The sequence below is a fragment of the Gordonia terrae genome (assembly GCF_001698225.1).
Taxonomy (GTDB): Bacteria; Actinomycetota; Actinomycetes; order Mycobacteriales; family Mycobacteriaceae; genus Gordonia; species Gordonia terrae.
Genome location: NZ_CP016594.1, coordinates 2,767,746 through 2,792,820, shown reverse-complemented (window position 1 = coordinate 2,792,820; position 25,075 = coordinate 2,767,746). Strand labels below are relative to the sequence as shown.

The 25,075-nt window shown below is 68.5% G+C and carries 22 protein-coding genes; 7 read left to right on the top strand and 15 right to left on the bottom strand.

Annotated features, from left to right (window positions below):
* Positions 1 to 2: 2 nt before the first annotated feature.
* The 5 genes from pafA to dop form a co-directional block, all read right to left on the bottom strand.
* Complete coding sequence (gene pafA, locus BCM27_RS12660) at positions 3 to 1,361, bottom strand: Pup--protein ligase (protein WP_004019052.1); 1,359 nt, start codon at positions 1,359 to 1,361, stop codon at positions 3 to 5.
* Positions 1,362 to 1,436: 75 nt separating this feature from the next.
* Positions 1,437 to 2,258 (bottom strand): proteasome subunit alpha, encoded by an 822-nt coding sequence (gene prcA / locus BCM27_RS12655; RefSeq protein ID WP_004019053.1) that lies wholly within the window; start codon positions 2,256 to 2,258, stop codon positions 1,437 to 1,439.
* Positions 2,255 to 3,136, bottom strand: a complete 882-nt coding sequence (prcB, locus tag BCM27_RS12650; RefSeq protein ID WP_004019055.1) for a proteasome subunit beta — start codon at positions 3,134 to 3,136, stop codon at positions 2,255 to 2,257. Before prcB ends, prcA begins: the two co-directional genes overlap by 4 nt.
* Positions 3,133 to 3,324, bottom strand: coding sequence for a ubiquitin-like protein Pup (locus BCM27_RS12645; RefSeq protein WP_004019064.1), 192 nt, complete (start codon positions 3,322 to 3,324; stop codon positions 3,133 to 3,135). The genes prcB and BCM27_RS12645 overlap by 4 nt, the downstream gene beginning before the upstream one ends.
* Before the next feature lie 268 nt (positions 3,325 to 3,592).
* On the bottom strand, positions 3,593 to 5,092 hold the full coding sequence (dop, locus tag BCM27_RS12640) for a depupylase/deamidase Dop (RefSeq protein ID WP_004019065.1): 1,500 nt from the start codon (positions 5,090 to 5,092) through the stop codon (positions 3,593 to 3,595).
* Positions 5,093 to 5,159: 67 nt separating this feature from the next.
* Here dop and glgP point away from each other — a divergent pair, with 67 nt between their 5' ends.
* Together glgP and BCM27_RS12630 are read left to right on the top strand one after the other, a co-directional pair.
* Positions 5,160 to 7,757, top strand: a complete 2,598-nt coding sequence (glgP, locus tag BCM27_RS12635) for an alpha-glucan family phosphorylase (protein WP_033203392.1) — start codon at positions 5,160 to 5,162, stop codon at positions 7,755 to 7,757.
* 86 nt (positions 7,758 to 7,843) lie between these two features.
* Positions 7,844 to 8,269 carry a nitroreductase family deazaflavin-dependent oxidoreductase gene (locus BCM27_RS12630; protein ID WP_004019067.1) on the top strand — a complete coding sequence of 142 codons (426 nt, stop codon included), beginning with the start codon at positions 7,844 to 7,846 and terminating at the stop codon, positions 8,267 to 8,269.
* 41 nt (positions 8,270 to 8,310) lie between these two features.
* On the opposite strand, the gene BCM27_RS12625 is transcribed toward BCM27_RS12630, so the two are convergent.
* The 3 genes from BCM27_RS12625 to BCM27_RS12615 form a co-directional block, all read right to left on the bottom strand.
* Positions 8,311 to 10,869 (bottom strand): FHA domain-containing protein, encoded by a 2,559-nt coding sequence (locus BCM27_RS12625; RefSeq protein ID WP_004019069.1) that lies wholly within the window; start codon positions 10,867 to 10,869, stop codon positions 8,311 to 8,313.
* A 117-nt stretch (positions 10,870 to 10,986) separates the two neighbouring features.
* Positions 10,987 to 12,804 (bottom strand): proteasome ATPase, encoded by a 1,818-nt coding sequence (gene arc, locus BCM27_RS12620; protein WP_004019070.1) that lies wholly within the window; start codon positions 12,802 to 12,804, stop codon positions 10,987 to 10,989.
* 179 nt (positions 12,805 to 12,983) lie between these two features.
* Positions 12,984 to 13,814 carry a tRNA (adenine-N1)-methyltransferase gene (locus tag BCM27_RS12615; RefSeq protein WP_004019071.1) on the bottom strand — a complete coding sequence of 277 codons (831 nt, stop codon included), beginning with the start codon at positions 13,812 to 13,814 and terminating at the stop codon, positions 12,984 to 12,986.
* A 199-nt stretch (positions 13,815 to 14,013) separates the two neighbouring features.
* Between BCM27_RS12615 and BCM27_RS12610 the strand changes: the two genes are divergently transcribed.
* Together BCM27_RS12610 and BCM27_RS12605 are read left to right on the top strand one after the other, a co-directional pair.
* Positions 14,014 to 14,904 (top strand): RecB family exonuclease, encoded by an 891-nt coding sequence (locus tag BCM27_RS12610; RefSeq protein WP_004019072.1) that lies wholly within the window; start codon positions 14,014 to 14,016, stop codon positions 14,902 to 14,904.
* A 69-nt stretch (positions 14,905 to 14,973) separates the two neighbouring features.
* Positions 14,974 to 15,825 (top strand): thioesterase family protein, encoded by an 852-nt coding sequence (locus tag BCM27_RS12605; protein ID WP_004019073.1) that lies wholly within the window; start codon positions 14,974 to 14,976, stop codon positions 15,823 to 15,825.
* 1 nt (position 15,826) lies between these two features.
* On the opposite strand, the gene hisG is transcribed toward BCM27_RS12605, so the two are convergent.
* From hisG to BCM27_RS12580, 5 genes are all read right to left on the bottom strand, one after another.
* Positions 15,827 to 16,672, bottom strand: a complete 846-nt coding sequence (gene hisG / locus BCM27_RS12600) for an ATP phosphoribosyltransferase (RefSeq protein ID WP_004019075.1) — start codon at positions 16,670 to 16,672, stop codon at positions 15,827 to 15,829.
* Between the two features lie 85 nt (positions 16,673 to 16,757).
* On the bottom strand, positions 16,758 to 17,021 hold the full coding sequence (locus tag BCM27_RS12595) for a phosphoribosyl-ATP diphosphatase (RefSeq protein WP_004019076.1): 264 nt from the start codon (positions 17,019 to 17,021) through the stop codon (positions 16,758 to 16,760).
* Complete coding sequence (locus BCM27_RS12590; protein WP_051987029.1) at positions 17,018 to 17,689, bottom strand: HAD family hydrolase; 672 nt, start codon at positions 17,687 to 17,689, stop codon at positions 17,018 to 17,020. Before BCM27_RS12590 ends, BCM27_RS12595 begins: the two co-directional genes overlap by 4 nt.
* A gap of 80 nt (positions 17,690 to 17,769) precedes the next feature.
* Complete coding sequence (locus BCM27_RS12585) at positions 17,770 to 18,570, bottom strand: helix-turn-helix transcriptional regulator (RefSeq protein ID WP_033203530.1); 801 nt, start codon at positions 18,568 to 18,570, stop codon at positions 17,770 to 17,772.
* A 71-nt stretch (positions 18,571 to 18,641) separates the two neighbouring features.
* On the bottom strand, positions 18,642 to 19,112 hold the full coding sequence (locus BCM27_RS12580) for a CinA family protein (protein WP_004019080.1): 471 nt from the start codon (positions 19,110 to 19,112) through the stop codon (positions 18,642 to 18,644).
* A 119-nt stretch (positions 19,113 to 19,231) separates the two neighbouring features.
* Between BCM27_RS12580 and BCM27_RS12575 the strand changes: the two genes are divergently transcribed.
* A complete protein-coding gene (locus BCM27_RS12575; protein ID WP_004019081.1) occupies positions 19,232 to 20,047 on the top strand; it encodes an alpha/beta fold hydrolase in 816 nt (271 codons plus the stop codon).
* A gap of 3 nt (positions 20,048 to 20,050) precedes the next feature.
* Here the strand turns inward: BCM27_RS12575 and BCM27_RS12570 are convergent, their stop codons facing one another.
* Positions 20,051 to 21,526, bottom strand: coding sequence for an MFS transporter (locus tag BCM27_RS12570; protein WP_004019082.1), 1,476 nt, complete (start codon positions 21,524 to 21,526; stop codon positions 20,051 to 20,053).
* Positions 21,523 to 21,975 (bottom strand): MarR family winged helix-turn-helix transcriptional regulator, encoded by a 453-nt coding sequence (locus tag BCM27_RS12565; RefSeq protein WP_004019084.1) that lies wholly within the window; start codon positions 21,973 to 21,975, stop codon positions 21,523 to 21,525. Before BCM27_RS12565 ends, BCM27_RS12570 begins: the two co-directional genes overlap by 4 nt.
* 127 nt (positions 21,976 to 22,102) lie before the next feature.
* Here BCM27_RS12565 and BCM27_RS12560 point away from each other — a divergent pair, with 127 nt between their 5' ends.
* A complete protein-coding gene (locus tag BCM27_RS12560; protein WP_004019085.1) occupies positions 22,103 to 23,032 on the top strand; it encodes a manganese-dependent inorganic pyrophosphatase in 930 nt (309 codons plus the stop codon).
* Positions 23,033 to 23,255: 223 nt separating this feature from the next.
* The gene (locus BCM27_RS12555) at positions 23,256 to 24,896 is read left to right on the top strand and encodes an HNH endonuclease signature motif containing protein (RefSeq protein ID WP_004019086.1); all 1,641 of its coding nucleotides are present in this window, start codon (positions 23,256 to 23,258) and stop codon (positions 24,894 to 24,896) included.
* Positions 24,897 to 25,075: the final 179 nt, after the last annotated feature.

The following is a 25,075-nucleotide window of genomic DNA, read 5'->3' as shown; positions in this document are numbered from 1 at the left end:
GCTCACATCGAGGCGATGAGGCGGTCGACGCGCTCGTCGACGCTGCGGAACGGGTCCTTGCACAACACCGTCCGCTGAGCCTGGTCGTTGAGTTTGAGGTGCACCCAGTCGACGGTGAAGTCGCGGCCGGCCTTCTGCGCGGCCGAGATGAAATCGCCACGGAGCTTGGCGCGGGTCGTCTGGGGCGGCTCGTTGACCGCGGTCTTGATGGCCTCGTCCGTGGTCGCCCGGGCGACCAGGCCCTTGCGCATCAGGACGTCGAAGACGCCGCGTCCGCGTTTGATGTCGTGGAAGGCCAGATCGAGTTGCGCGATCTTCGGATCCGACAGTTCCATCGAGTACCGGTCCTGGTAGCGCTGGAAGAGCTTGCGCTTGATGACCCAGTCGACCTCGGTGTCGACCTTGGCGAAGTCGTCGCTCTCCACGGCATCGAGCATGCGACCCCACAGGTCCACGACCATGTCCATCTCGGGGTCGGGACGTCGGTTGGTGAGGTGTTCGACGGCGCGGGCGTGATACTCGCGCTGGATGTCGAGAGCACTGGCCTGCCGACCACCGGCGAGGCGAACCGGGCGTCGGCCGGTCGGGTCGTGGCTGACCTCCCGGATCGCGCGGATCGGGTTGTCGAGCGCGAAGTCCCGGAATGCGACGCCTGCCTCGATCATCTCCAGGACGAGTGCCGCCGAGCCGACCTTGAGGAGGGTCGTCATCTCGGACATGTTCGAGTCACCGACGATGACGTGCAGCCTGCGGTACTTCTCGGCGTCGGCGTGCGGCTCGTCGCGTGTGTTGATGATCGGGCGCGAGCGGGTGGTCGCCGAGGAGACGCCCTCCCAGATGTGCTCGGCGCGCTGCGACAGGCAGAAGGTCGCCGCCTTGGGGGTCTGCAGCACCTTTCCTGCGCCACAGATCAGCTGGCGCGTGACGAGGAACGGCAGCAGGACGTCGGAGATGCGGGAGAACTCCCCCGCCCGGACGACGAGGTAGTTCTCGTGGCATCCATAGGAGTTGCCTGCCGAGTCGGTGTTGTTCTTGAACAGGTAGATGTCGCCGCCGATGCCCTCGTCGGCGAGGCGCTGTTCGGCGTCGACGAGCAGGTCCTCGAGAACGAGCTCGCCGGCCCGGTCGTGATTGATCAGCTGGATGAGACTGTCGCACTCCGCCGTCGCGTATTCGGGGTGCGAGCCCACGTCCAGATAGAGGCGGGCGCCGTTCTGCAAGAAGACGTTCGACGACCGGCCCCAGGACACGACCCGGCGGAAGAGATAGCGCGCGACCTCGTCCGGGCTCAGCCGGCGGTGGCCGTGGAAGGTGCACGTGACACCGAACTCGGTCTCGATGCCCATGATTCGTCGCTGCACTTGACCAACCCTACTCGCGCGGACCGCGGCGGACCGGTCAACACGCACCGGTCGCCGCGACCCGCGGCGTTCTCGTCACTGTTCGGGAGACGGCTTCTCACCAGGGGCTTCGTCGGAACCGGACTGTGTATCCGAGTCCTGGGTATCCGAGTCCTGGGTATCCGAGGCCTGGGCCCCGGCGACCGTCGGGAGCAGGCCCTCGACCGCAGACGTCGTCAGGCGCCGGAACGCGCGCCGCGGACGGTTGTGGTCGAGGACGGCGACCTCGAGGTCGCCCGCGGCCAGCACCCGCCGTTCGGCCGGGGCCCCGTTGCCGCTGTCGGCCGGGGCCGTCAGTGCGGTCACCGCGACGCCGATGGCGCGGCCGAGTTCCATGTCGGGTTCGTAGCTCTCCTTGAGGGCCGCCGCGATCGGTTCGGTCGCACCGCCCATCACGAGGAAGCGGGTCTCGTCCGTGATCGACCCGTCGTAGGAGATCCGGTACAGCTGCGAACGCTTCGGTTTGCCCGGGCGGGCGACCTCGGCGACGCAGAGTTCCACCTCGAACGGCTTGGCCTGCTCGGTGAAGACGCTGCCCAGCGCGTTGGCGTAGGTGTTGGCCAGTGACAGCCCGGACACGTCGGCCCGGTCGTAGCTGTAGCCACGCATGTCCGCGATCTGGATGCCGGCCTTGCGCAGGCTCTCGAACTCGTTGTACTTGCCCACCGCCGCGAAACCGATCCGGTCGTAGATCTCGCTGGTCTTGCGAAGTGTGTTCGACGGGTTCTCGGCGACGAACAGGACGCCGTCGGCGAAGGTCAGGATCACGACGCTCCGCCCCCGGGCGATGCCCTTGCGGGCGAGCTCGGAGCGATCGCGCATGATCTGCTCGGCGCTGGCGTAATACGGGAATGTCATCGGGCACCCCCCTCGTGCTCGGCACCACGGCGTTCGATGACGGCGCGTGCCGCCGCCTCGATGTCGGTCGCGTCCACCTCCCGGGCTCCGTCGGCTCCGACGATCGCGGCCATCGGGAAGATCTTGCGGACCAGATCGGGTCCGCCGGTGGCCGAGTCGTCGTCGGCGGCGTCGTAGAGCGACTCGACGGCGATCGCGAGCGCCTCGCCGGCGGTCAGGTCGGGTCGGTACAGCTTCTTGAGCGAGGACTTGGCGAACACCGACCCCGAGCCGATGGCCGTGTAACCCCCGAACTCCTCGTGCCGGTCGCCCGCGACGTCGAAGCTGAAGATGCGTCCGCGTTCGGTCGGATCGTCGTGATCGATGTCGTAGCCGACGAGCAGCGGGATGGCTGCGAGACCCTGCAGGGCGGCGCCGAGGTTGCCCCGCACCATCGACGCCAGACGGCTGACCTTGCCGTCCAGCGTCAGGGGGACGCCCTCGATCTTCTCGTAGTGCTCGAGTTCGACGGTGAACAGGCGCACCATCTCGATCGCGATCCCGGCGGTGCCGGCGATACCGGCCGCCGAGTACTCGTCGGTGATGTAGACCTTCTTGACGTCCCGCGTGGCGATGAGATTGCCCATCGTCGCCCGGCGGTCGCCCGCGAGGATCACCCCACCCGGGTACGACACCGCGACGATCGTGGTGCCGTGCGGGATGTCACCGGCCCCGTCGGTGCCGCCGGCGAACGACCCCACGCGGTCGACCTGGGCCTGCGGCAGCTGGTCGGGTGCATGGATCCGAAGGAACTCGGTGAACGACGAGATGTCGGCGCCGAACGAGGAACCGGAACGGGATGAGGACAGCGGGGGCAGTGAACCGAACCTGTCGCTCACTGGCCGCCCTTCTGGACGTAGGCGCGCACGAAGTCCTCGGCGTTCTCCTCCAGCACGTCGTCGATCTCGTCGAGCAGGTCGTCGGTGTCCTCGGCCAGCTTCTCGCGACGCTCTTGCCCGGCGCCGGAATCGGGGCCCACGCCCTCGTCGTCGCCGCCGCCACCACGCTTGGTCTGTTCCTGCGCCATCTGCTGCCTCCTTGAAACCGATCGCCCCTTGGCGGGCTACCGCGGTCGAGGAGTCGGGATCGGGTGTCGCTGTCGCGGCAGCCATCCGGTGTCGCTGCCGCGACGGTGATCCCTCGTGTCTCGACCCTGCGGAATCGTGTGCTCCCACACTACCTGTGGGGACGACAAGTGTGGCGGAACGAAGCACAAGCACGCCGGAGATGGGCGCGGGGCGCGGCGGAGATGGGCGCGGGGCGCGGCGGAGATGGGCGCGGGGCGCCGCGGCATGTCAGGTGGTGAGTTGATCCACCAGTTCGGCGGCCGAGTCCACCGAGTCGAGGAGCTTGCCGACGTGTGCGGCGGTGCCGCGCAGCGGCTCGAGGGTCGGGATGCGGACCAGCGAGTCCCCGCCGAGGTCGAAGATGACCGAATCCCAGCTCGCGGCCGCGACGTCGGCGCCGAACCGGCGCAGGCACTCGCCACGGAAATAGGCCCGCGTGTCGCGGGGCGGTTCGCTGATCGCGGCGAGTACGTCGTTCTCGTCGACCAGTCGCTTCATCGACCCGCGCGCGACGAGCCGGTTGTACAGCCCCTTGTCGAGCCGGACGTCGGAGTACTGCAGGTCGATGAGCTGCAGACGGGGCGCCGACCACGACAGGTTCTCGCGCTGGCGGAAGCCCTCGAGGATGCGCAGCTTCGCGGGCCAGTCGAGGATGTCGGCGCACTCCATCGGATCGCGCTCCAGGCGGTCCAGTACGTCCGCCCAGGTCTGCAGGACGTGGGCGGCGCGCTCGTCGTCGGAGTGCTCCTGCTCGTGGAACTTCTGGCAGCGCTCCAGGTACTCCCGCTGCAGGGCCAGTCCGGTCAGTTCGCGACCGTTGGTCAGGGCGACGGTGGCCGTGAGCGACGGGTCGTGACTGATCGTGTGCACGGCCTGCACCGGACGCGCGAGTTCGATGTCGGAGAAGTCGACGCCGGCCTCGATGAGATCGAGGACGAGCGCGGTCGTCCCGACCTTGAGGTAGGTCGAGGTCTCGGCGAGGTTGGCGTCGCCGATGATGACGTGCAGCCGCCGGTAACGCTCGGGGTCGGCGTGCGGTTCGTCCCGGGTGTTGATGATGCCGCGCTTGAGGGTGGTCTCGAGGCCGACCTCGACCTCGATGTAGTCCGACCGCTGCGACAGCTGGTAGCCGGCCTCGTCGCCGGACTGGCCGATGCCCACGCGTCCCGAGCCGGTGATCACCTGGCGCGACGCGAAGAAGGTGGTCAGCCCCGCGATGACTGCGGTGAACGGTGTCTCCCGCGCCATGAGGTAGTTCTCGTGGGTGCCGTAGGACGCGCCCTTGCCGTCGATGTTGTTCTTGTACAACTGCAGCTTCGGGGCGCCGGGGACGCTCGCGACGTGACGGGCCGCGGCCTCCATCACGCGCTCGCCTGCCTTGTCCCAGATGACCGCATCCATCGGGTCCGTGACCTCAGGCGCGGAGTACTCGGGATGGGCGTGGTCGACGTAGAGCCGAGCGCCGTTGGTGAGGATCATGTTGGCCGCGCCGATCTCGTCGGCGTCGATGATCGGGGCCGGCCCGGAGCCGCGGCCGAGGTCGAAGCCACGGGCATCGCGCAGCGGCGACTCCACCTCGTAATCCCAGCGTGTGCGCTTCGCGCGCGGCACTCCTGCCGCCGCCGCGTAGGCGAGAACGGCCTGGGTGGACGTCATGATCGGGTTCGCGGTCGGGTCGCCGGGCGCGGAGATTCCGTACTCGACCTCGGTCCCGATGATTCGCTGCATCCTTCGAGGGTAGATGTTCACTTGCCACCGGTCGCAACCACCGCAGGTGCGCAGTACGGTCGACGCCGTGAAAGCATTCCGCCGGTTCACCGTTCGAGTCCCGCTGCCCGACCGGATCGCCGACCTCGCGCCGCTGGCCTCCAACCTGCGCTGGGCGTGGCATCTCCCCACCCAGGAACTGTTCGCGACGATCGACCCGGCGCTGTGGTCCTCGACCGGCGACCCGCTGCGGGTCCTCGCCGACGCCGACCCGACGCGACTGACCGAACTGGCTTCCGACGAGGACTTCGTCGCGCGGGTGGCCGACGCGTCTGCCGACCTCCGGCAGTATCTTGACGCCCCGCAGTGGTTTCAGCGGTACGCGGCGGAATCACCGGCGCGCGACGATGCGGGCACCGACCGGGTGGTGCCGCCGGGAATCGCGTACTTCTCCATGGAGTTCGGCGTCTCCGAGGTCCTGCCGATCTACTCGGGCGGCCTCGGCATCCTCGCCGGCGATCACCTCAAGGCGGCCTCCGACCTCGGGCTGCCACTGATCGGCGTCGGATTGCTGTACCGCTCCGGGTACTTCCGCCAGGGCCTCGATCACGACGGCTGGCAGATCGAGCGGTATCCGGTCAACGATCCCGACGAACTCCCGCTCAGGCTTCTCGGGGACGCGGGCAGCGACGCCGACCCGGTGATCATCGAGGTGGCGATGCCCGGTGGCGCCACGTTGTCGGCACAGGTGTGGGTCGCGACCGTGGGGCGAATCCCGTTGCTGCTCCTCGACTCCGACATCGCCCACAACGACGACCAGCCCGACGGCGCCGTCCTGCGCGCGGTGACCGACCGGCTCTACGGCGGCGACCAGGAACACCGCATCGCGCAGGAGATCCTGCTGGGCATCGGCGGTGTCCGCGCACTCCGCGAGTACGTGCGGCTCACCGGCCGAGCCGAGCCGACGGTGTTCCACATGAACGAGGGACACGCGGGCTTCCTCGGTGTCGAACGCATCCGGGAACTCGTGGCGGGCGGGCTCGACTTCGACACCGCGGAGGCGGTGGTCCGGGCGTCGAACGTGTTCACGACCCACACCCCGGTCCCGGCCGGTATCGACCGGTTCCCCGCCGACCTCGTCGCCCGATACCTCGACGCCGACGCGGACGGCCGGTCCCGCCTGCTGCCGGGACTGAGCGCGGCGACGGTCGCCGAACTCGGCGACGAGGCGGACCCCGGCGTGTTCAACATGGCACACATGGGCTTTCGGCTCGGACAGCGCAGCAACGGGGTCTCGCAGCTGCACGGCGAGGTGAGTCGCGAGATGTTCGCCGACCTCTGGCCGGGATTCGACGCCGCCGACGTCCCCATCGGGGCGGTCACCAACGGTGTGCACGGACCGACCTGGGTGGCCCCGGAGTGGCGCGACTTCGCCGGCGGGGACGAGGATTCCGCGCCCGCCGTGTACGCCGGCCTGTCCGACGACACCATCTGGCGTACACACGAGGAGTTGCGCTCGAGGCTCGTCGGCGAGGTGCGCCGCCGTGCGCTCGCGAGCGGCCTCGAACGGGGCTTCACCCACGCCGAACTGGGCTGGACCGCCGACCTGTTCGACCCGCGTGTGCTCACGATCGGCTTCGCGCGGCGCGCGGCGACCTACAAACGCCTCACCCTGATGCTCCGCGATCCCGAGCGCATGCGCGCCATCCTCACCGACCCCGATCGTCCGGTACAGCTCGTCATCGCGGGAAAGGCGCATCCCGCCGACGACGGCGGCAAGTCGCTGATCCAGCAGGTCGTGCGGTTCACCGAGGACCCGGAACTGCGCGACCGGATCGTGTTCCTCCCCGACTACGACATCTCGATGGCGCGCGCGATCTACGCGGGTTGTGATGTGTGGCTGAACAATCCGGTACGGCCGATGGAGGCCTGCGGGACGTCGGGGATGAAGTCGGCGCTCAACGGCGGACTCAACCTGTCGATCCTCGACGGCTGGTGGGACGAGATGGCCGACGGCGAGAACGGCTGGGCCATCCCGTCGGCGGAGGGCATCGCCGACGAGCACCGCCGCGACGATCTCGAGGCGCAGGCGTTGTACACGCTCTTGGAGGAGACGGTGATCCCGCTGTTCTACCGCCGCGACGGCGACGGTGTACCCCGCCGGTGGGTGGAGATGATGCGGCACACACTCACTCGACTCGGGCCGCGGGTGTTGGCGTCACGAATGGTCCGCGACTACACCACCGAGCTCTACTGCCCGGCCGCCCGGTCCTACGAGTCCGCGTGCGCCGACTCCTACGCGGGGGCACGCGACCTCGCGGCCTACCGCCGGGCATTGGAGACGGGGTGGTCCTCGGTCCTCGTCGCCGGTGTCGAGGACGAGAGGCGCGCGGATGGTCTGCACGTCACGGCTCATGTCGCACTCGGCGACCTGGCTCCCGAGTCGGTGACGGTACAGGTCGTGCTCGGCAGGGTCGGCGATGACGGCGACATCCTCGATCCGACGTTCACCGCCATGACGCCCGAAGCCGACCGCGACGCGTCGGACCGGGTGGTGTTCACCGCACTCGTGCCGCCGTCGGCGTCCGGCCATCTCGGTTACACCGTCCGGGTTCTGCCGCGTCATCCGCAGCTGTCGTCCGAGTCCGAACTCGGCTTCGTGCGGTTCCCGACGACGACCGGGTGAGCTCACGATTTCAGGGTCTTCCCGGATGCCGTCGCCGCCCTCGCCGCGCCACACTGGTCGAACGTTGCCAGTGACGGGAGGGCCGGATGTCCGTGTCGTCGACGGTCGCGAGGACGGCGTCGCAGATCGCCTCGAAGCTCGGTGAGCGACGCATGCGGCTGGTCGCGGTGCTCAACAAGCACGTGACCAACCCGATCGTGCTGCTCTGGGCCGGGCGCGTGGCGGGGATGGCGGTCGTCGAGCACGTGGGCCGTCGCAGCGGACGTCACTACCGGACACCGGTCATGGCCAACGTGTCGGGTGAGGGGTTCTGGGTGGTCCTTAACTACGGCGCCGGGTCGGACTGGGTGACGAATGTGCTCGCCGCCCAGGGTGCCTCGATCCGGCACCGCGGTCGGCAGCGTCGACTAGAAGACATCCGGGTGGAACCGGCATCCCACAGCCATGCGCCGCTCCCCGATCGGTTCGACGACGAACGAGAAGTGCTCAGCGCGATCCTGCGAGACGCGTGAGTCAGCCGCCCCCACTGGTTGGAGCCCGGCGATGGGTCTCGTCAGCGCTTCTTGAGTCGCAGACGCGAATAGGTGAAGGCGAGCAGGAGGGCGCTGATCACCGCGAGCACGCCGTAGGCCAGCGCGGTGTGCGCGACCGAGGTCTCCCACAGCGTGATCCGCTGCGGGGCGGCGACGTTGATGGTGTACAGGTCGACGCTGCCGGCTGCGGCCACATAACCCCAGAACGACGGGAAGATCCACGACAGCTGCTCGAGTCCGATGCCGTCGAGCTTGAACAGACCGCCGCAGAACACCAGCTGGACCATGACGACGATGACCAGTGGCGGCATGACCTGCTCGTTGGACTTGACCGCAGAGGAGATGGCGAGTCCGACGAGGGTGCTCACACAGGCCAGCACGGACACCGCGACGAGCAGCGCGAGCGGCGGCGGCAGGATCGGGCCGCCGAAGTCGGGCAGCCCACGGCCGGCGAAGGTGATGCCGACCATGATGATCGTCTGCAGCACGGCGGCGACGAAGAACACGGCGATCTTCGCGAACAGGTATGCGCCCGGGCGCAATCCGACGGCACGCTCACGTTCGAAGATGTCGCGCTCACCGACCAGATCGCGCACGGTCAGCGCGGCTCCCATGAACGCGGCACCGACGACCAGTACGACCAGGATCTGGATCGCCTCCGCACCGTCCTTCGGTGGCGGCGCGTTGGGGATCACCTCGAGGCGCGCGAATCCGCTCGAACCCGGGATCACCAGAGTCAGCAACCCCAGCACCACGGGCAGCAACACGAGGAAGACCAGGTACCCGACGTCGGCGAAGATCAGCCGCACCTGCCGTCGGGCGATGGTCGACGACTGGCGGGTGAAACTCGTGTGCGGCACCGGGATCGGCGGCCCCGGCGGACGCTGCGGCGGTGGCGGATTCGGTGCACGGCGATGCCGGTCCAGATACCGCATGTGCGCCGTGTCCGGCTGGTCGGCGACGAAGGCGAAGATCTCGGCCCAGTCGGAAGTTCCCATCTCGCCCTGCACCTGCGCGGGTGGGCCGCAGAACGAGGTCTTGCCGCCGGGTGCGAGCAGCAGCACCTGGTCGCACATGGACAGGTAGGTCAGTGAGTGGGTGACCACGAGAACGACGCGTCCGGCGTCGGCGAGCCGCCGGAGTGTTGCCATCACCTGACGATCGAGCGCGGGATCGAGACCGGAGGTCGGCTCGTCGAGGATCAGCAGCGACGGGCCGGTCAGCAACTCCATCGCCACCGACGCCCGCTTCTGCTGGCCGCCGGACAACTTCTCCACCCGGGTGTCGACGTGTTCGGTCAGCTGGAGTTCGCTGAGCACCCCGTCGATGACCCGGTCCCGGTCGGCCTTCGAGAGGTCGGGCGGCAGACGCAGCTCGGCGGCGTAACGCAACGCCTGCCGGAGCGTGAGCTTGTGGTGCAGCACGTCTTTCTGCGGCACCATCCCGATGCGGGTGCGCAGCGCGTCGTACTCGGCATGGACGTTGCGGCTCTCGAAGGTGACCAGACCACTTGTCGGGGAATTGAGTCCGGCCGCGATCTTCGACACCGTCGACTTGCCCGCGCCCGAGGGACCGATCACCGCGGTCAACGTGCCGGGACTGGCGCTGAAGTCGACATCGGCCAGCAGGCGCTTGCCGCCGTCGACGACGAGGCTCACCCCGTGGACGTGCAGGCCGTCGGCGACCGCGGCACTTTCCTGCCCGCGCATCAGGGTGCCGCCGGACACCACGAAGTCGCTGTTGCCGATCGTGACGACGTCACCGTCGGTCAGGGGCGCGCTCGACACCCGCCGGCCGTTGACGAAGGTCCCGTTGACGCTGCCGAGATCCTCGATCACGAGGGCGGACCCGCGGCTCGACACCTGGGCGTGGTGCCGAGACGCGAGCACGTCGCTGACCACGATGTCGTTGTCGGGGGTGCGTCCGATGCGCTGGACGCCGCGCAGTGAGATCGACTCGCGCTCCGGCGGAGTCGGCGCACCGGGCAACCGGTACACCGCGGACACGTTCTGCTGCAGCGCCTGCAGGTGCGGCGCGTTCAGCACTTCCTGCGGCATCGGATCCAGGCCGCCGAACTGCCGCCCGCTTCCGGCGCGATCGTAACCGCCGGGTGCGCGCGCCGGCATCTGGCCGGAGGCCGGCACTCCGGTCCCAGGGAAGCCCGCCGAGCGCGGACCCGACGGCGGCTGACCCGAGGGCATCGGGCGCGAGCCCGGCGGAACCGGCCGGGGCGGCATGCCCGGATTGGGCCCACTCGAGGGGGCCCGCCCACCGGGTACGGGCACGTCGACCACGAGATCGACCACCGGACCGGTGTTCACGTCTCCGAGGCGCACCTGCATCGAGCCCGCCACCATGAACTCGGCCATCCGCTGACCGTTGACGAAGAAGCCGTTCGTGCTGCCGATGTCCACCAGACACCAGGCCGCCCCGCGCCACTCGATGGCGAGATGTCGACGCGACACCATCGGATGGTTGATCACGATGTCGTTGTCGGGTTCCCGGCCCAGGGTGACGCGGCGGGACCCGCCCAGTGTGTGCGGTGCCCCACCGTCGACGATCACCCGTCCACGCGTCATCGATGTGCTGTTCATCGCCGACAACTCTAGTGCGTGAAGAGGCTGTTCACGCCGTTCTGTCGAGCAGACAGCCGACCCCGTGGGAGTCGGCTGTCTGCTCGGCGGAGTCGTCTGTCGCTACAGGTACTGGCCTGTGTTGGTCTCGGTGTCGATGGCCCGGCTCGCGCCCGCGCTCTTGCCCGTGACCAGCGTGCGGATGTAGACGATCCGCTCACCCTTCTTGCCCGAGATCCGGGCCCAGTCGTCGGGGTTGGTCGTGTTGGGCAGGTCCTCGTTCTCTGCGAACTCGTCGAGGATCGAATCGAAGAGATGCTGGACGCGCAGACCCGGTGCACCCGTGTCGAGTTGCGACTTGATCGCGTACTTCTTGGCCCGGTCGACGACGTTCTGGATCATCGCGCCGGAGTTGAAGTCCTTGAAGTACATGATCTCTTTGTCGCCGTTGGCGTACGTCACCTCGAGGAACCGGTTGTCCTCGCTCTCGGCGTACATCCGCTCGACGACCTTCTCGATCATCGCGTTGACGCAGGCCGTCCGGTCACCGCCGAACTCGCCGATGTCGTCGGCGTGGATGGGCAGCTCCTCGGTGAGGTACTTGGAGAAGATGTCGATCGCCGACTCGGCGTCGGGACGCTCGATCTTGATCTTCACGTCGAGACGGCCCGGGCGCAGGATGGCCGGGTCGATCATGTCCTCGCGGTTCGACGCACCGATCACGATGACGTTCTCGAGACCCTCGACGCCGTCGATCTCGCTGAGCAGCTGCGGGACGACGGTCGTTTCCACATCGGAGGAGACACCCGACCCGCGCGTGCGGAAGATCGAGTCCATCTCGTCGAAGAAGACGATGACCGGAGTGCCCTCGGAGGCCTTCTCACGCGCCCGCTGGAAGATCAGCCGGATGTGGCGTTCGGTCTCACCGACAAACTTGTTGAGCAGTTCGGGGCCCTTGATGTTGAGGAAGTACGACTTCGCCTCCTTGGCGTCGTCGCCGCGCACCTGCGCGATCTTCTTCGCCAGGGAGTTGGCCACGGCCTTGGCGATGAGTGTCTTGCCACACCCGGGCGGACCGTAGAGCAGCACACCCTTCGGCGGACGCAGCTGGTAGTCGCGGAACAGGTCCTTGTGCAGGAACGGCAGTTCGACGGCGTCGCGGATCTGCTCGATCTGACGACCCAGACCACCGATGTCCTCGTATCCGACGTCGGGGACCTCTTCGAGGACGAGGTCCTCGACCTCGGCCTTGGGCACCCGCTCGAACGCGAAACCGGCCTTGGTGTCGATGAGCAGCGAGTCACCGGGACGCAGCTTGCGGCGCAGGCCGTCCTCTCCGTCGACCTCGCCCAGGAGCGGCTCGGCCAGCCAGACCACCCGCTCCTCGTCGGCGTGACCGACGACCAGGGCGCGCTTGCCGTCGCCGAGCACCTCGCGCAGCGTGCTGATCTCGCCGACGGTGTCGAACTCGCAGGCCTCGACGATGGTCAGCGCCTCGTTCAGGCGCAGGGTCTGGCCCTTGGTCAGCGTCTCGGTGTCGATGTTCGGCGAACAGGTGAGCCGCATCTTGCGGCCGGAGGTGAACACGTCGACGGTGGCGTCTGGATGCACGTCCAGCAGTACGCCGTAGCCGCTCGGCGGCTGACCGAGCCGGTCGACCTCTTCGCGCAGGGCGATGAGTTGCTGTCGGGCTTCCTTGAGAGTGTCGAGCAGCTTCGCGTTGCGTGCGGTGAGACTGTCCACTCGCTCCTGGAGGTCCCCGGCCGGCCGGTCGGCTGCGCCGCGCGCAGACGAGTCCGAGCCGCTCCGCGACAGCGGCGACTCGGAGCCGCTCCGCGGCGGGGGCGGAGTGTAGGCGGGTACGAAGCCCTCGTCGGATGCACTGGCGCTCTCGGGAACCCCGCGGTCCCCCAGTGCGTCGTGGCGGTCAGATTCGGTCATTGCTGACTCCTCTCGCCGGCAATCACCCGATCCCTCGATCGGAATGCTCGCGCCGTATCCCTACGCTACCGGCCGCGACGCGGAATCGCCGTCTGCCGCGCAATCGCCGGTGTTGACGGTGTGTTAAATGTGCGTCTTCGCAACGTATTCGCGATGTTTCACCGCGACCTCGGACGGGGTCAGCCCTTGCTGGGTCGACGCTGCGGGCGCAATGTGGTGGTCCCGTCGGCCAGCCGCCGGGCGGTGATCAGAAAGGCGGTGTGGCCTTGCATTTTGTGTTCGGGCCGCACCGCGAGGCCCACCGCACTCCACTCGCGCAGCAGAGTCTCCCAGGCCCGGGGCTCGGTCCAGCACTCCTGTTCGCGCAGGGCCTCCATCACCCGGGACAGCTGGGTGACGGTTGCCACGTACACCGTCAAGACCCCGCCTGGTTTCAACACCGTGCGGACCACGTCGAGGGGTTCCCACGGCGCGAGCATGTCCAGGATGACCCGGTCGAACCGTTCGTCGGGATCCACGTTGGCCAGGTCGTCGACCGTCAGGTGCCAGTTGTCCGGGCGTCCGCCGAAGAAGGTCTCGACGTTGCGGGTCGCGTACTCGGCGTGGTCATCCCGGATCTCGTAGGAGACGACCTCGCCGTCGGCACCGACCGCCCGCAGCAGCGAACACGTCAGCGCACCCGACCCGGCACCGGCCTCGAGCACCCGCGCACCCGGGAAGATGTCGCCCTCGAGCACGATCTGCGCCGCGTCCTTGGGGTAGATGACCTGGGCTCCGCGCGGCATCGACAGCACGTAGTCGACCAGCAGCGGCCGCAACGCGAGATATTGGGTCCCGCTGGTCGCGGAGACGATGCTGCCTTCGGGCGAGCCGATCAGATCGTCGTGGGAGATCGCCCCGCGGTGGGTGTGGAACTGCTTTCCCTCGTCGAGCAGCACCGTGAACTTGCGCCCCTTGGCATCGGTCAGCTGAACCCGGTCGCCGATGGCGAACGGTCCGGTGGTGGGCACGGGTGCTTCCTCTCGTGAACGATCCGAACCCGCGCGCCTGCGCGCAGCGGTTCGTGGGCCGTGTGGACGTTACCCGACCAGGTGGGTCCGACCCGCCTCGTGTCACCCGTCGCGCGGTCGGAGACGCGGTCCCGTGCGACCCGAGTGTCGGGGCGCCGGCCTGTCGGGGCCGGCGCCTACCCTGCGAAGGGTGAGCACGATGACCGGTGTCGGGGACACCTCGACCAGCACAACCCCAGCCGGGGTGCCCGGCCCGGATTCCCAGGGCACCGGCGGGCGCGGCATCGTCGGGCGGCCGCTGGCGCTGTCCCCGTCCCGCGCCGCGGACTTCAAGCAGTGCCCCCTGCTCTATCGGTACCGCGCGATCGACCGGTTCCCGGAGACACCCACGGCCGCGCAGACCCGGGGCACCGTGGTGCACGCGGCGCTGGAGAACCTGTTCGACCTCCCGGCCGAACTCCGCACCCAGGACTCCGCCGAGCTCCTGGTCGAGGGAGCCTGGGCCGCACTGTGCGAGGGTGACCCGGACCTGGCGAAGGTGATCGGTGAGGGCGGGCAGGAGGCCTTCCTCGCCGACGCGTACAAGCTGATCGCCACCTACTACACGATGGAGAACCCCACCGCGTTCGACGCCGACGCGGTGGAGGAACACGTCGAGATCGACGCCGACGACATGCTGATGCGCGGCTTCATAGATCGCATCGACGTCGCGCCGACCGGCGAGATCCGGGTCGTCGACTACAAGACCGGACGATCCCCGGGCGAGGCCTACGAGGCCAAGGCGCTGTTCCAGATGAAGTTCTATGCGCTCGCGATCCTGCGCACCCGCGGGGTGGTGCCGGCCCGCCTGCAACTGATGTACCTCTCCGACGGGCAGCAGCTGATCTATCGCCCGGACCACGACGAACTGCTCCGCTTCGAGCGCACCCTGCGCGCGATCTGGCAGGCGATCCGCGCGGCCGTGACGTCCGGCGATTTTCGACCGAAGAAGTCCTGGCTGTGCAAGTTCTGCGAGCACCACGCCCGCTGTCCCGAGTTCGGCGGTGAGGTCCCGCCGTACCCGGGCCCGCCGCCGGGATTCGCGGCCTGATCCCACGCCGGCAGCCCGTCGGCGTGCCCCCGCACCGGACGACTATGTCGATGGCCATAGAGTGGCCGGGTGGAGAACTCGTACTACGAACCCATCGACGGCCCGTCGGATGCTGCGAGGTCTGACTCCGAGCACGACTTCGAGTACTTCCGCCCGACCGACGCCACGCTGAGCGTGTGGTCGCCGACCATGCAGCACGGCGGTCCCCCGTCGGCCCTCCTGATGCGGTCGCTGCTGCGGTGCGAGCCCGACCCGGCCCAGCACTTCACGAGGGTGACCACCGAGATCCTCGGCCCGGTCGGGTTGGGCGTCAACCGGGTGTCCGCCCGGGTCGTACGACCCGGCCGCCAGATCAGCCTCGTGGAGACCGAACTGCAGGTTCAGCAGGCCGACGGGACGTTCCGCGCCGCCGCACGATCGGTGGGTTGGCGTCTGCGCGTCGCCGACACCGCCGAGATCGCCAACGGTCCCGCTCCCCTGACCCCCGAACCGGACGAGTCGAAGGCGTTGATCGGTTTCTCCGACGACAGCGGCGAGGCGGTCGACTGGGGCACGCTGGGGTTCATCGGAACCGTCGAGTCGATCCGGGTCGAGGGACGCAACGGGACGACTCCCGCGGTGTGGCTACGGCCGGCGATCCCGCTCGTCGCCGACGAGAAGATCGCGGACCTCGAGTCGATGTTCACCGTCATCGACGTCGCCAACGGGCTGGGAACCCGGCTTCGGCCGAATCGGTGGACCTGGATGAACACCGACACCACCGTGCACCTGACGCGCGTCCCGAGCGGACCGTGGGTCGGCATCGACGCCCACATGATCACCGGCCCGGACGGATTCGGCAGCACCTTCGCCGACCTCTACGACGCCTCCGGGCACATCGGCCGGTCGGCCCAGACTGTGATGCTCAGCGCGGTGCCGTAGCTCAGAACCGGCAGGAGCGGATGTCGGTCGCCAGGATTGCCTTCGCGCCCAGCTCGGACAGCTCGTCCATCAGGTTCTGGTGATCCTTGCGGGGCACCATCGCGCGGACGGCGACCCAGTCCGGGTCGGCCATCGGTGCCACGGTCGGCGACTCGAGACCCGGGGTGAGCAGCGATGCCCGGTCGAGAAGTGAACGGGGGCAGTCGTAGTCGATCATCACGTACTGCTGTCCGAACACGACGCCCTGCACCCGGGCGACGAACTGGCGTTCGGCCTTGGTGAGGTCGGCGTCGCGACGGGAGATCAGCACCGCCTCGGAATCGCACAGCGACTCCCCGAACGCGGCCAGATCGTGCTGACGCAGCGTGCGGCCGGAGCCGACGACATCGGCGATCGCGTCGGCGACACCGAGTTGGATCGAGATCTCGACCGCACCGTCGAGCCGGATGATGTCGGCGGTGATGCCGTGTCCGGCCAGATCCGCACGCACGAGGTTCGGGTAGGACGTGGCGATGCGTTTGCCCGCGAGATCGGCCACGCTCCACTGCTGGTCGGCGGGCGCCGCGTAGCGGAAGGTCGACGAGCCGAAGCCCATCGCCAGCTGCTCGGAGACCTCGGCGCCCGAGTCCCGGGCGAGGTCGCGCCCGGTGATGCCCAGATCCAGGCGGCCGGATGCGACGTAGATCGCGATGTCCTTGGGGCGGAGGAAGAAGAACTCGACGTCGTTGTTGTTGTCGAGGACCGTCAGGTCCTTGGCGTCGGTCCGGCGGCGGTATCCGGCCTCGGAGAGGATGGCCGACGCGGATTCGGAGAGCGCACCCTTGTTGGGTACGGCCACTCGCAGCATCTCGATGTCCTTTTCGTGGGTGTCGCGCCCGTCGGGCGCGGTGACAGTGGGGTCGTGCGGGATCGATCTGGACCGGGTCAGCCGGTCACAGATGTCGGTACACGTCCGGCAGCGTCAGTCCCCGCTTGATCATCATCACCTGCAGCCAATAGACGAGTTGCGAGATCTCCTCGCCGAGCGACTCGTCGGACTCGTGTTCGGCGGCGAGCCAGACCTCACCGGCCTCCTCGATGATCTTCTTGCCCAGCGTGTGCACACCGGAGTCGAGGGCGGCGACGGTACCCGAACCCTCGGGACGGGTCTGCGCCTTGTCGCTGAGTTCGGCGAACAGCTCCTCGAAAGTCTTCACGATTCCTCATTTTTGCATGTCGAGATGCGCGCGAGACCGCCGGTCCATGCGTCGGCGACATCGTCGAGGTCCAGCCCGACGAGGGAGGTCCGGAAGACTCGCAGCCGACCCGGCTCGACCGGTGCTGCGGACTCGACGACGAGCGTCGGACAACCGGCCGCCGACGCCGCCGCGGCACCGGTCGGCGAGTCCTCGACGGCCAGGCAGTCGGCTGTCGGGACACCGAGGAGCTCTGCGGCGCGCACGTAGGGGTCGGGAGCCGGTTTGCCCACGGCGACCTCGTCGCCGCAGACCGTCGTGGTGAAGCGTTCTCGCCCGATGGTCTCGAGGGCCACCTCGGTGAGCTCCCGAACGGTGTTCGTCACGAGCACCATCGGGATCCCCGCCGCGGCCACCAGGTCCAGCGCTTCGGGTGCGCCGGGACGCCACGGCAGGTCGTCGGCGAACAGTTCGGCGACCCGGTCGAGGGTCCAGCGTCCGTCGGCATCGGGATCGCGGTCCGCGGCGGACAGACCGGCCGCGTCGTGCACCTTCGCCAGCGCGTCGGGCAGCGAGTTCCCGAGGGTGGATTCGCGGAGTTCCGGCGACATGACGAGGCCGTGCCGCGCGGCCAACTCGGCCATCGCGACATCCCAGATCGGTTCGGAGTCGAGCAGCGTGCCGTCCATGTCCCACAGGACCGCGGCGGGCAAACGAGTCCCCGAGGGCGTGATCGAGGTGGTGGACGTGCGGGCGGAGGCGGTGTCTGTCACCCCTGCATCATCGCAACCCACTGCTCGGTGGGCTCGTCGGCGGGGTAGAACAGCTCGATGGTCAGCTCGTCGAGAGTGACATCGCGCGGCGAACCGAACGTGGTGAGGGTGCTGAAGAAGGACAGGACCTGATCGCCGAGTTCGAGTTGGAAGGGCACCAGCAACTCCGTCTTGTCCGGAGGGCCGGCACGGTCGCGCGCCAGGCGACCGTCGAGGTCGGCGACGGACGGATACGCCGACACCTCCCGTTCGAGATCGGCGAGGCGGGGGTCGCCGGTGATCCGCGCCATCCGCCGGAGCAGGTCGAGGAGGTAGGTCGCCCAGTCGTCGAAGTTGTGCGTCCGTTGTGCGAAGCCGTCCGGATGCAGCGAGACCCGGAACAGGTTGACCGGGACCGAGTGCAGTTCGCGGGGCAGCATCTCCAGGAGCGTGAGCGCGGTGTCGTTGGCCAGGACGACGTTCCAGGCGCGATCGAGGGCCACGCCCATGTTCGGGTTGTGGGCGTCGAGCAACCGCTGGACGGACGACCGTACACGCACCATGGTGTCCGCATCGAGCGGTTCCTCGCTGTATCGAGGCGCGTGCCCTGCCGCGAGGAGGAGCGAGTTGCGCTCCCGCAGAGGCACATCGAGCCGCTCGGACAGGGCCTCGAGGAGTGCGGGACTCGGCCGGGACCGGCCGGTCTCGACGAAGCTGAGGTGGCGTGGTGAGACACCGACCTCGTAGGCGAGGTCCAGCTGACTCAGCGAGCGACGAGAGCGCCACTGCCGCAGCATGCTCCCCACCTCGACCGTCATGAGGGCCATGCTAGGTCCCGGACGGTGCCGCCACGACTACCTCGCGGGTAACGGCCACCAAGTCCGGGACATCAGGACTTCAAGCAGGACTCGATCAGCTCCAGCGAGTGGCCGATGGTCTTGGCCAACACTTCCTCGGGTTCGCCGTCGAACACCTCCCGGGACGCGCTGACCCGTCCTCGGTGATCCAGTCCGAACCACACCGTGCCCGGCGCCGCCTCATCCGGTTCGGGCCCGGCTTCGCCGGTCACCGCGACGACCAGGTCGGCGTCGAAGAGGCGCGCGGTCGTCGCCACCATTGCGCGCGCCGCCGTCTCGCTCACCACCGGCCCCTCGGGCACCTCGAGCAGGCTGTACTTCACGTCCTTGTGGTACGCGACGACGCCTCCGCGGAACCACGTCCCGGCATTGGGCGCCTTGCTCAGCTCCGTCGCCAGATTCCCACCGGTCAGCGACTCCGCGACCGCAATCCGTACACCGGCCTCCATCGCGGCGTCGGCCACGCGTCGGCAGGTCTCCGAGAAATCACTCACGTCCGACATGTGTCGCTCCCTTCGAGTCGGCGTCGGTCATCGCTGGTTCGTATCCATTCGACCGCACCCTGAAACGACTACCTGGTAGGTAGTGGTGCCGGCGGCACCGGGTGCGAGACGTTGGGGACGTGACCCGCATCGAGAACGACCCGATTCGTACACGGCACACGACGGTGCTCGTCGCGCCGGCGATGGGAGTGCCCGCGCGTGTGTACCGTCGTCTGACCGAGGCGCTGACGAGGAGCGGATTCGACGCCCGGATCGTCCCGCGCCGCGGGATCGAGGAGGGCAGCGACCCACCATCTCGACGTTCCGACTGGTCCTATGCCGACGAGGCGGCTGATCTGGCCGACGCCGTGGCCGCGGCCCGGGCGGACGACACCGAGACGAGGGTTCTCGTGCTCGGTCACAGCCTGGGTGCGCAACTGGCCGCGATGGTGGCCCGGCGGGAGAATGCCCCTGACGGGATCGTGGCGATCGGCGCGTCGGTCCCCCACTGTCGCCACTACGGCGTGCGCGGGGTCCCGCTCGCCGCACTGGCCGCGTCGGTCGCCCCGATCGCGGGGATCACCGGCCGGTGGCCGCGACGCGGCTTCGGCGGTCCGACGCCGCGCACGCTGATGCGGGAGTGGGCACGCATGGTGCTGACCGGGCGGGCGCCGTTCCCACTCGACTCCCGAATCGCGGTGCCGGTGTTGTCGATCCGGCTACACGACGACGAGGTCGTCACGGACCGTGCGGCCTTGGCGTTCGACGCCGCGTTCGCAGCGGAGGCGATCACCCACTGGCGCTACGACGACGCGCACTGCCCGGCGGGCGGGACCACCACTCACATCGGATGGGCCCGCACGCCCGACCCCGTCGCGCAGCGAATCGCGGACTGGTGGCACCCGCACACGATCGTCACGCCGGCGACCACCGAGTCCGACGCCGTCCGGCAGTGATGGTCAGGGCGCCCAGGTCCCCGAGGTGGACTCGATCCGTTCACGGGTACGGGCGGCGGTGCCACGAGCCCACGCACCGGTCGAGACGATGGCGAGAACGAGGACTGCGACACCACACAGGGCCATGATCAGCCACACCGGGCGGGCGGCCGCGGCGAGATCGTCGGCGACCGCCCCCTCGATCCCGGCGAATGCCACCGCTCCGAACACCGCGACGCCGAGGGCAGTGCCGACCTGTCGACCGGTCGAGGCCATCGCCGACGCCAGCCCCGCCTGTGTGCGCGGCATCCCGGACACCGCACCGTTGGTGATCGGTGCGTTGAGGAACCCGAAACCCAGTCCGAAGACCAGGTACGACGCACCGACGTAGACGAGAGCGGTGTCGTTGCCCAGGCCGGTGAGCATCAGTGCGCCCGCCACCATCGCCACTCCCCCGATCACCATCGGCGTCCGGGCCCCCCGGTCGCCCACGAGCCGACCGGCGATCGGTGCGCAGACCACCGAAGCCGCCGCCATCGGCAACATCATGAGTCCGGCGCTCAGCGGCGACATCCCGCGAACCTCCTGCAGATACAGCGTGTTGAGAAACAGGAAGCCACCGGTGGCGGCGAAAGCGAGGACCGCACACGCCACCGAGCTCGAGAACGGCGCGCTTCGGAAGAACCGCGGGTCGAGAAGTGGTTCCGTGCGGCGACTCTCGTAGGCGATGAGCGCGACGAGCGCACCGGCGGAGACGACGAAACACGCGACCACGGCCGGGGACGTCCAGCCCAGGGGACGTCCCTCGATGATGGCGAAGGTGAGGGTGGCGAGGAAGGTCAGGATCAGGACCTGGCCGACCGGGTCCGCCCGACGGGCTCGGTCGGCCTTGGACTCCGGGACGAAACGCATCGTCAGAGCGACGGCGAGCACGCAGACCGGGACATTGAGCCAGAAGATCGCCTCCCAACCGATTCCGGTGACGAGCGCGCCACCGACGACCGGACCGAATGCCAGGCTCATGCCGAATGCGGTGCCCCACAATCCGATTGCCTGGGCACGTTCTCGTGCATCGACGAAGACGTTGGTGACGATCGACAGCGCGACCGGGTTGAGCATCGCCCCGCCGACGGCTTGCAGCATGCGCGCCCCGATGAGCGCCTCGGGTGTGGGCGCCAGCGAGCACAGCACGGAGGCGACACCGAAGGTCACCAGACCCACCTGGAAGACCCTCTTGCGGCCCAGACGATCTCCGAGTGATCCGCCGAAGATCAACAGGCTCGCGATCACCAGCGCGTACGAGTCGAGGACCCATTGCAGCTGTGCAGGCGTCGCGCCCAGGTCCGAGCTGATCGACGGCAGTGCGACGTTCACCGCCGAGACGTCCAGGCCGACGATGAAGAGACTCAGACAGCAGGTGGCGAGGATGACGAGCCGATCCCTACGCGTGAGGGCGCCGTCGGCCGAGCGGGCGCGCAACGCCGCGCGTGCAGCGTTCACGACTCGGCCGCCTCGCGGAGGAGGCCGAGCAGGTCCGCGAGCTGACGGAGCTGTTCCTCGTCGAGCGCGGCGAACATGCCGGGGGCCGTGGCCGGGTTCGCGGCCACCTCGTCCACCACACGACGTCCGACGTCGGTGATCGTGACGCGTTTGAATCGGCCGTCGTCGGCGTCGGGCTCCCTGGTCACGAGCCCGCGGATGACGAGATCGTTGACGATGCCGCTCATCGCCGATGCGTCCACGCCCATCCGTTCCGCGAGGTCCCGCTGGGTCATCGGCCGTACCGCGACGCGGCGGAGTGCCCGGAACCGGCTGAAGGGGATGTCGATGACCTCGCTGATGCGGTCGCGCGATTGCTTGGCCTGATCGCGGACCAGGCTGTTCATCGTGAACCACACGTCGGTCGCGGTCTGCGAGTGTGCGCCGATCGTGCCATCAGTTGTAGACATACAACGATTGTATATTTACAACTATCCCCCGGCAATGATCGTCGAGATGGAGCCGTCTTCCGGGGGTTCACGATGTAGCGCCACCGTAGGCTGGGATTCAGCAACGTCGAGCGAAAGCTGAGTCGCCATGTCGAAGATCCTGGTCATCGGACACCGCAACCCCGACACCGACACCGATGCCATCGGGGCCGCGATCGGCCTCGCCTCCCTCGAAGCCGCGCTGGGCAGTGACGTCGAGGCCGTCGCCCTGGGCCGGCCGAGTCTCGAAACCGCCTTTGCGCTCGAGCATTTCGGCCTCGACGCGCCCCGCGTGATCGAGACCGCGGCCCCGTCGGACGTGATGCTCGTCGACCACAACGAACGGCAGCAGAGCGTCGCCGACATCACCGATGTCACCGTGCTGAAGGTCATCGACCACCATCGGATCGCCAACTTCGAGACGGCGGCGCCGCTCTACGTCCGGGTCGAGCCCGTCGGGTGCACGTGCACGATCCTCACCCGCATGTATGCGGAGAACGGGGTCGACATCCCGCGCGCCGAGGCGGGGATCATGCTCTCGGCGATCATCTCCGACACCCTCCTGTTCAACTCGCCGACCTGCACCGACGCCGACCGCGCGGCCGCCGCGGAGCTCGCCGCGATCGCCGGCGTCGACGTGGACGAGTACGGTGACGCACTGCTCCGCGCGGGCACGGCCCTCGGCGACGATCCGGCGTCGACGATCATCGGCCGGGACTCCAAGAGCTTCGCGATGGGACCGAAGACGGTGCGGGTCTCCCAACTCACCACGGTCGACTCCGCCGAGGTGCTCGACCGCCGCGACGAGTTCTTCGCCGCGATGACCGCCGAGAAGGACGCCGCAGGCTACGACCTCTACCTCCTGCTGATCACCGACGTGATCGCCTGCGACTCGGACCTCCTGGTGGTCGGCGAACCCGTTACGGCCGTCGAGCAGGCCCTGGGGGTCACCGTCGCCGACGGCCACGCCTTCGGCAAGGGCGTCGTGTCCCGCAAGAAGCAGATCGTGCCGCAACTCACCGAAGTGCTGGACGTCTGAGCGGCCTCGAACCTCCCCGCGCGCATCCGCAGTCGAGAGACGACTCATAACAACAGAATTAGAGGCCAACGCAACCCGGCGCCCCGTCTACCACAACGCACCGACAAGTAGCCGGAACGCAGTATCGTTGCACGACAGTCATTCTCGCGGTTACCTAACCCCGATATGCGTGTACACTCGAACATACATTCGCAGCAACGGATCTCGGGGGGAGGCGACCGGCATGTCGGTCACCACACACGTCGATGGCGATTCGGCGGTGCCGCAACCGCGTGCCGTCGAGCTGGTGGCCGACCTGCATGCGATCCTCGACGAACTGCAGACCGTGGACCTGGCGCCGTGTTCGGACGAAGACTTGATCGAGGTTGCATCTGCGACCGAACGCGCCATCGCACGGCTGACCGTCGCCGGTGACCGGCAGATCGATCAGGCCGAGGCCCGCGACCTGCCCCGCAAGACGGGCTGCCGAACCCTCATGCAGTTCATGACCCACCGGCTGCGGGTCTCCAACCCTGTCCGGCGTCGTAAGCAGATGGACGCCACCGCCCACCGGACCAGCCTCGGCGGCGAGCTCCTGGAACCCGAACACCCCTGCCTTGCCGAGGCTTTCGCTGCGGGTGCGGTCGGCCCTGCTCACGTCCAGGCCGCGCTCGATGTCCTCGACCAGATCCCGAACGCTGTCGAGCATGATGTGAAAGTCGCCGCCGAACGTCAGATGGCCGAGATCGCCGCCGACCACACACCCGCCGACATCACCCAACTCGGCGCGCGGCTTCTCGCTCACCTCGACCCCGACGGCACCCTCACCGACGACACCGACCAGAAACGGCGCCGCAACCTGTGGATCGGCCGGCAACGCGCCGACGGCACCGCCAAAATCTCCGGCACCCTCACCCCCGAACTCGCCGCCCGGCTCACGATGATGTTCGCCGTCTGGGGCAAACCCGGACTCAACAACCCCGACGACCCCAACTCACCCAGCGGGCCGGCCGGCACCGCCGACCCCGACGCCCTGGCCCTCGCAGCCGACCGCGACCAACGCACCCCCGCCCAGACCAACCACGACGCCCTCGACGCCGCCCTGGCCGCCGGTTTCGCCGACAGGACACTCGGCACGTCGCACCGCGGCCTGCCCGTGCAACTGCTCATCAAAGCCGACCTCAACGACCTCATTCGCGAAGCCGGACTGGCCACGACCGCGACCGGCACCCTGCTGCCCATCCCCGACCTGATCGCGATGGCCGGCGAGATCCAACCCTGGTTGGCAGTCTTCAAAGACGCCACCGCCGTACCGCTGTACTTCGGTAGGGGCAGACGTCTGGCCACCCGCGAACAACGCCTCGTCTCCTTCGCGCGCCCCGACGGTGAGGTGTGCTCGGCTCCCGGGTGCGATCAACCCGCTACCCACGTCGAACTCCACCACGCCCACAAAGATTGGGCCAAAGGTGGTCTCACCGACATCGACGACCTCGCACCCGCCTGCCCACGACACAACCGCATGGTCGGCGACCAGCCCGGCCAATACACCACCCGCATCGCCCGGTCCGGCCCCGACGAAGGCCGCTGCCTCTGGCGACTCAACGCCGAACCCGGAGCACCACCCAACCCCGAACGCATCAACCGCCGACCCGACATACCCAAGCGGTTCGCACAACACCTGAACACCGTGCGCGACGAAATTTACGGACCGACCACCCGGCCCGGCGCGCGGCCACGCCCAGACGGCCACCACCACGACGACGCGCGCCGCTCATGGTCGACAATCAGCCACGTCATCGACGTCCGACCACCCCGTCCCGGCCAACGACAGCTCCGGCCCTCCCTCGTCGAAGCATGCCTAGCCGAGCTCCTCGCACTCAACTGACTGCGCTGCAACACAAGAGGACCTTTGGAGGCTCGTCGACCTCGACGCGCTCCTTCGTCGCTTGCTCGGCCCGGCGGCTTGCGCTCCTCGCACCTCGGCTGAGGAACGAGCTTGCGAGTATCCAAACCCCCTGCTCCCTGAGGAGCGAGCTTGCGAGCGTCACGAAGGGTCTTCGCAAC

What these genes read in the sequence shown, in the direction of transcription:
- prcA (WP_004019053.1), bottom strand. Translation starts at nt 2,258, where the DNA reads ATGACATTCCCGTATTACGCCAGCGCCGAGCAGATCATGCGCGATCGC.
- BCM27_RS12645 (WP_004019064.1), bottom strand. Translation starts at nt 3,324, where the DNA reads ATGGCGCAGGAACAGACCAAGCGTGGTGGCGGCGGCGACGACGAGGGC.
- dop (WP_004019065.1), bottom strand. Translation starts at nt 5,092, where the DNA reads ATGCAGCGAATCATCGGGACCGAGGTCGAGTACGGAATCTCCGCGCCC.
- BCM27_RS12630 (WP_004019067.1), top strand. Translation starts at nt 7,844, where the DNA reads ATGTCCGTGTCGTCGACGGTCGCGAGGACGGCGTCGCAGATCGCCTCG.
- BCM27_RS12625 (WP_004019069.1), bottom strand. Translation starts at nt 10,869, where the DNA reads ATGACGCGTGGACGGGTGATCGTCGACGGTGGGGCACCGCACACACTG.
- arc (WP_004019070.1), bottom strand. Translation starts at nt 12,804, where the DNA reads ATGACCGAATCTGACCGCCACGACGCACTGGGGGACCGCGGGGTTCCC.
- BCM27_RS12610 (WP_004019072.1), top strand. Translation starts at nt 14,014, where the DNA reads ATGACCGGTGTCGGGGACACCTCGACCAGCACAACCCCAGCCGGGGTG.
- hisG (WP_004019075.1), bottom strand. Translation starts at nt 16,672, where the DNA reads ATGCTGCGAGTGGCCGTACCCAACAAGGGTGCGCTCTCCGAATCCGCG.
- BCM27_RS12590 (WP_051987029.1), bottom strand. Translation starts at nt 17,689, where the DNA reads ATGGACGGCACGCTGCTCGACTCCGAACCGATCTGGGATGTCGCGATG.
- BCM27_RS12585 (WP_033203530.1), bottom strand. Translation starts at nt 18,570, where the DNA reads ATGACGGTCGAGGTGGGGAGCATGCTGCGGCAGTGGCGCTCTCGTCGC.
- BCM27_RS12580 (WP_004019080.1), bottom strand. Translation starts at nt 19,112, where the DNA reads ATGTCGGACGTGAGTGATTTCTCGGAGACCTGCCGACGCGTGGCCGAC.
- BCM27_RS12565 (WP_004019084.1), bottom strand. Translation starts at nt 21,975, where the DNA reads ATGTCTACAACTGATGGCACGATCGGCGCACACTCGCAGACCGCGACC.
- BCM27_RS12560 (WP_004019085.1), top strand. Translation starts at nt 22,103, where the DNA reads ATGTCGAAGATCCTGGTCATCGGACACCGCAACCCCGACACCGACACC.
- BCM27_RS12555 (WP_004019086.1), top strand. Translation starts at nt 23,256, where the DNA reads ATGTCGGTCACCACACACGTCGATGGCGATTCGGCGGTGCCGCAACCG.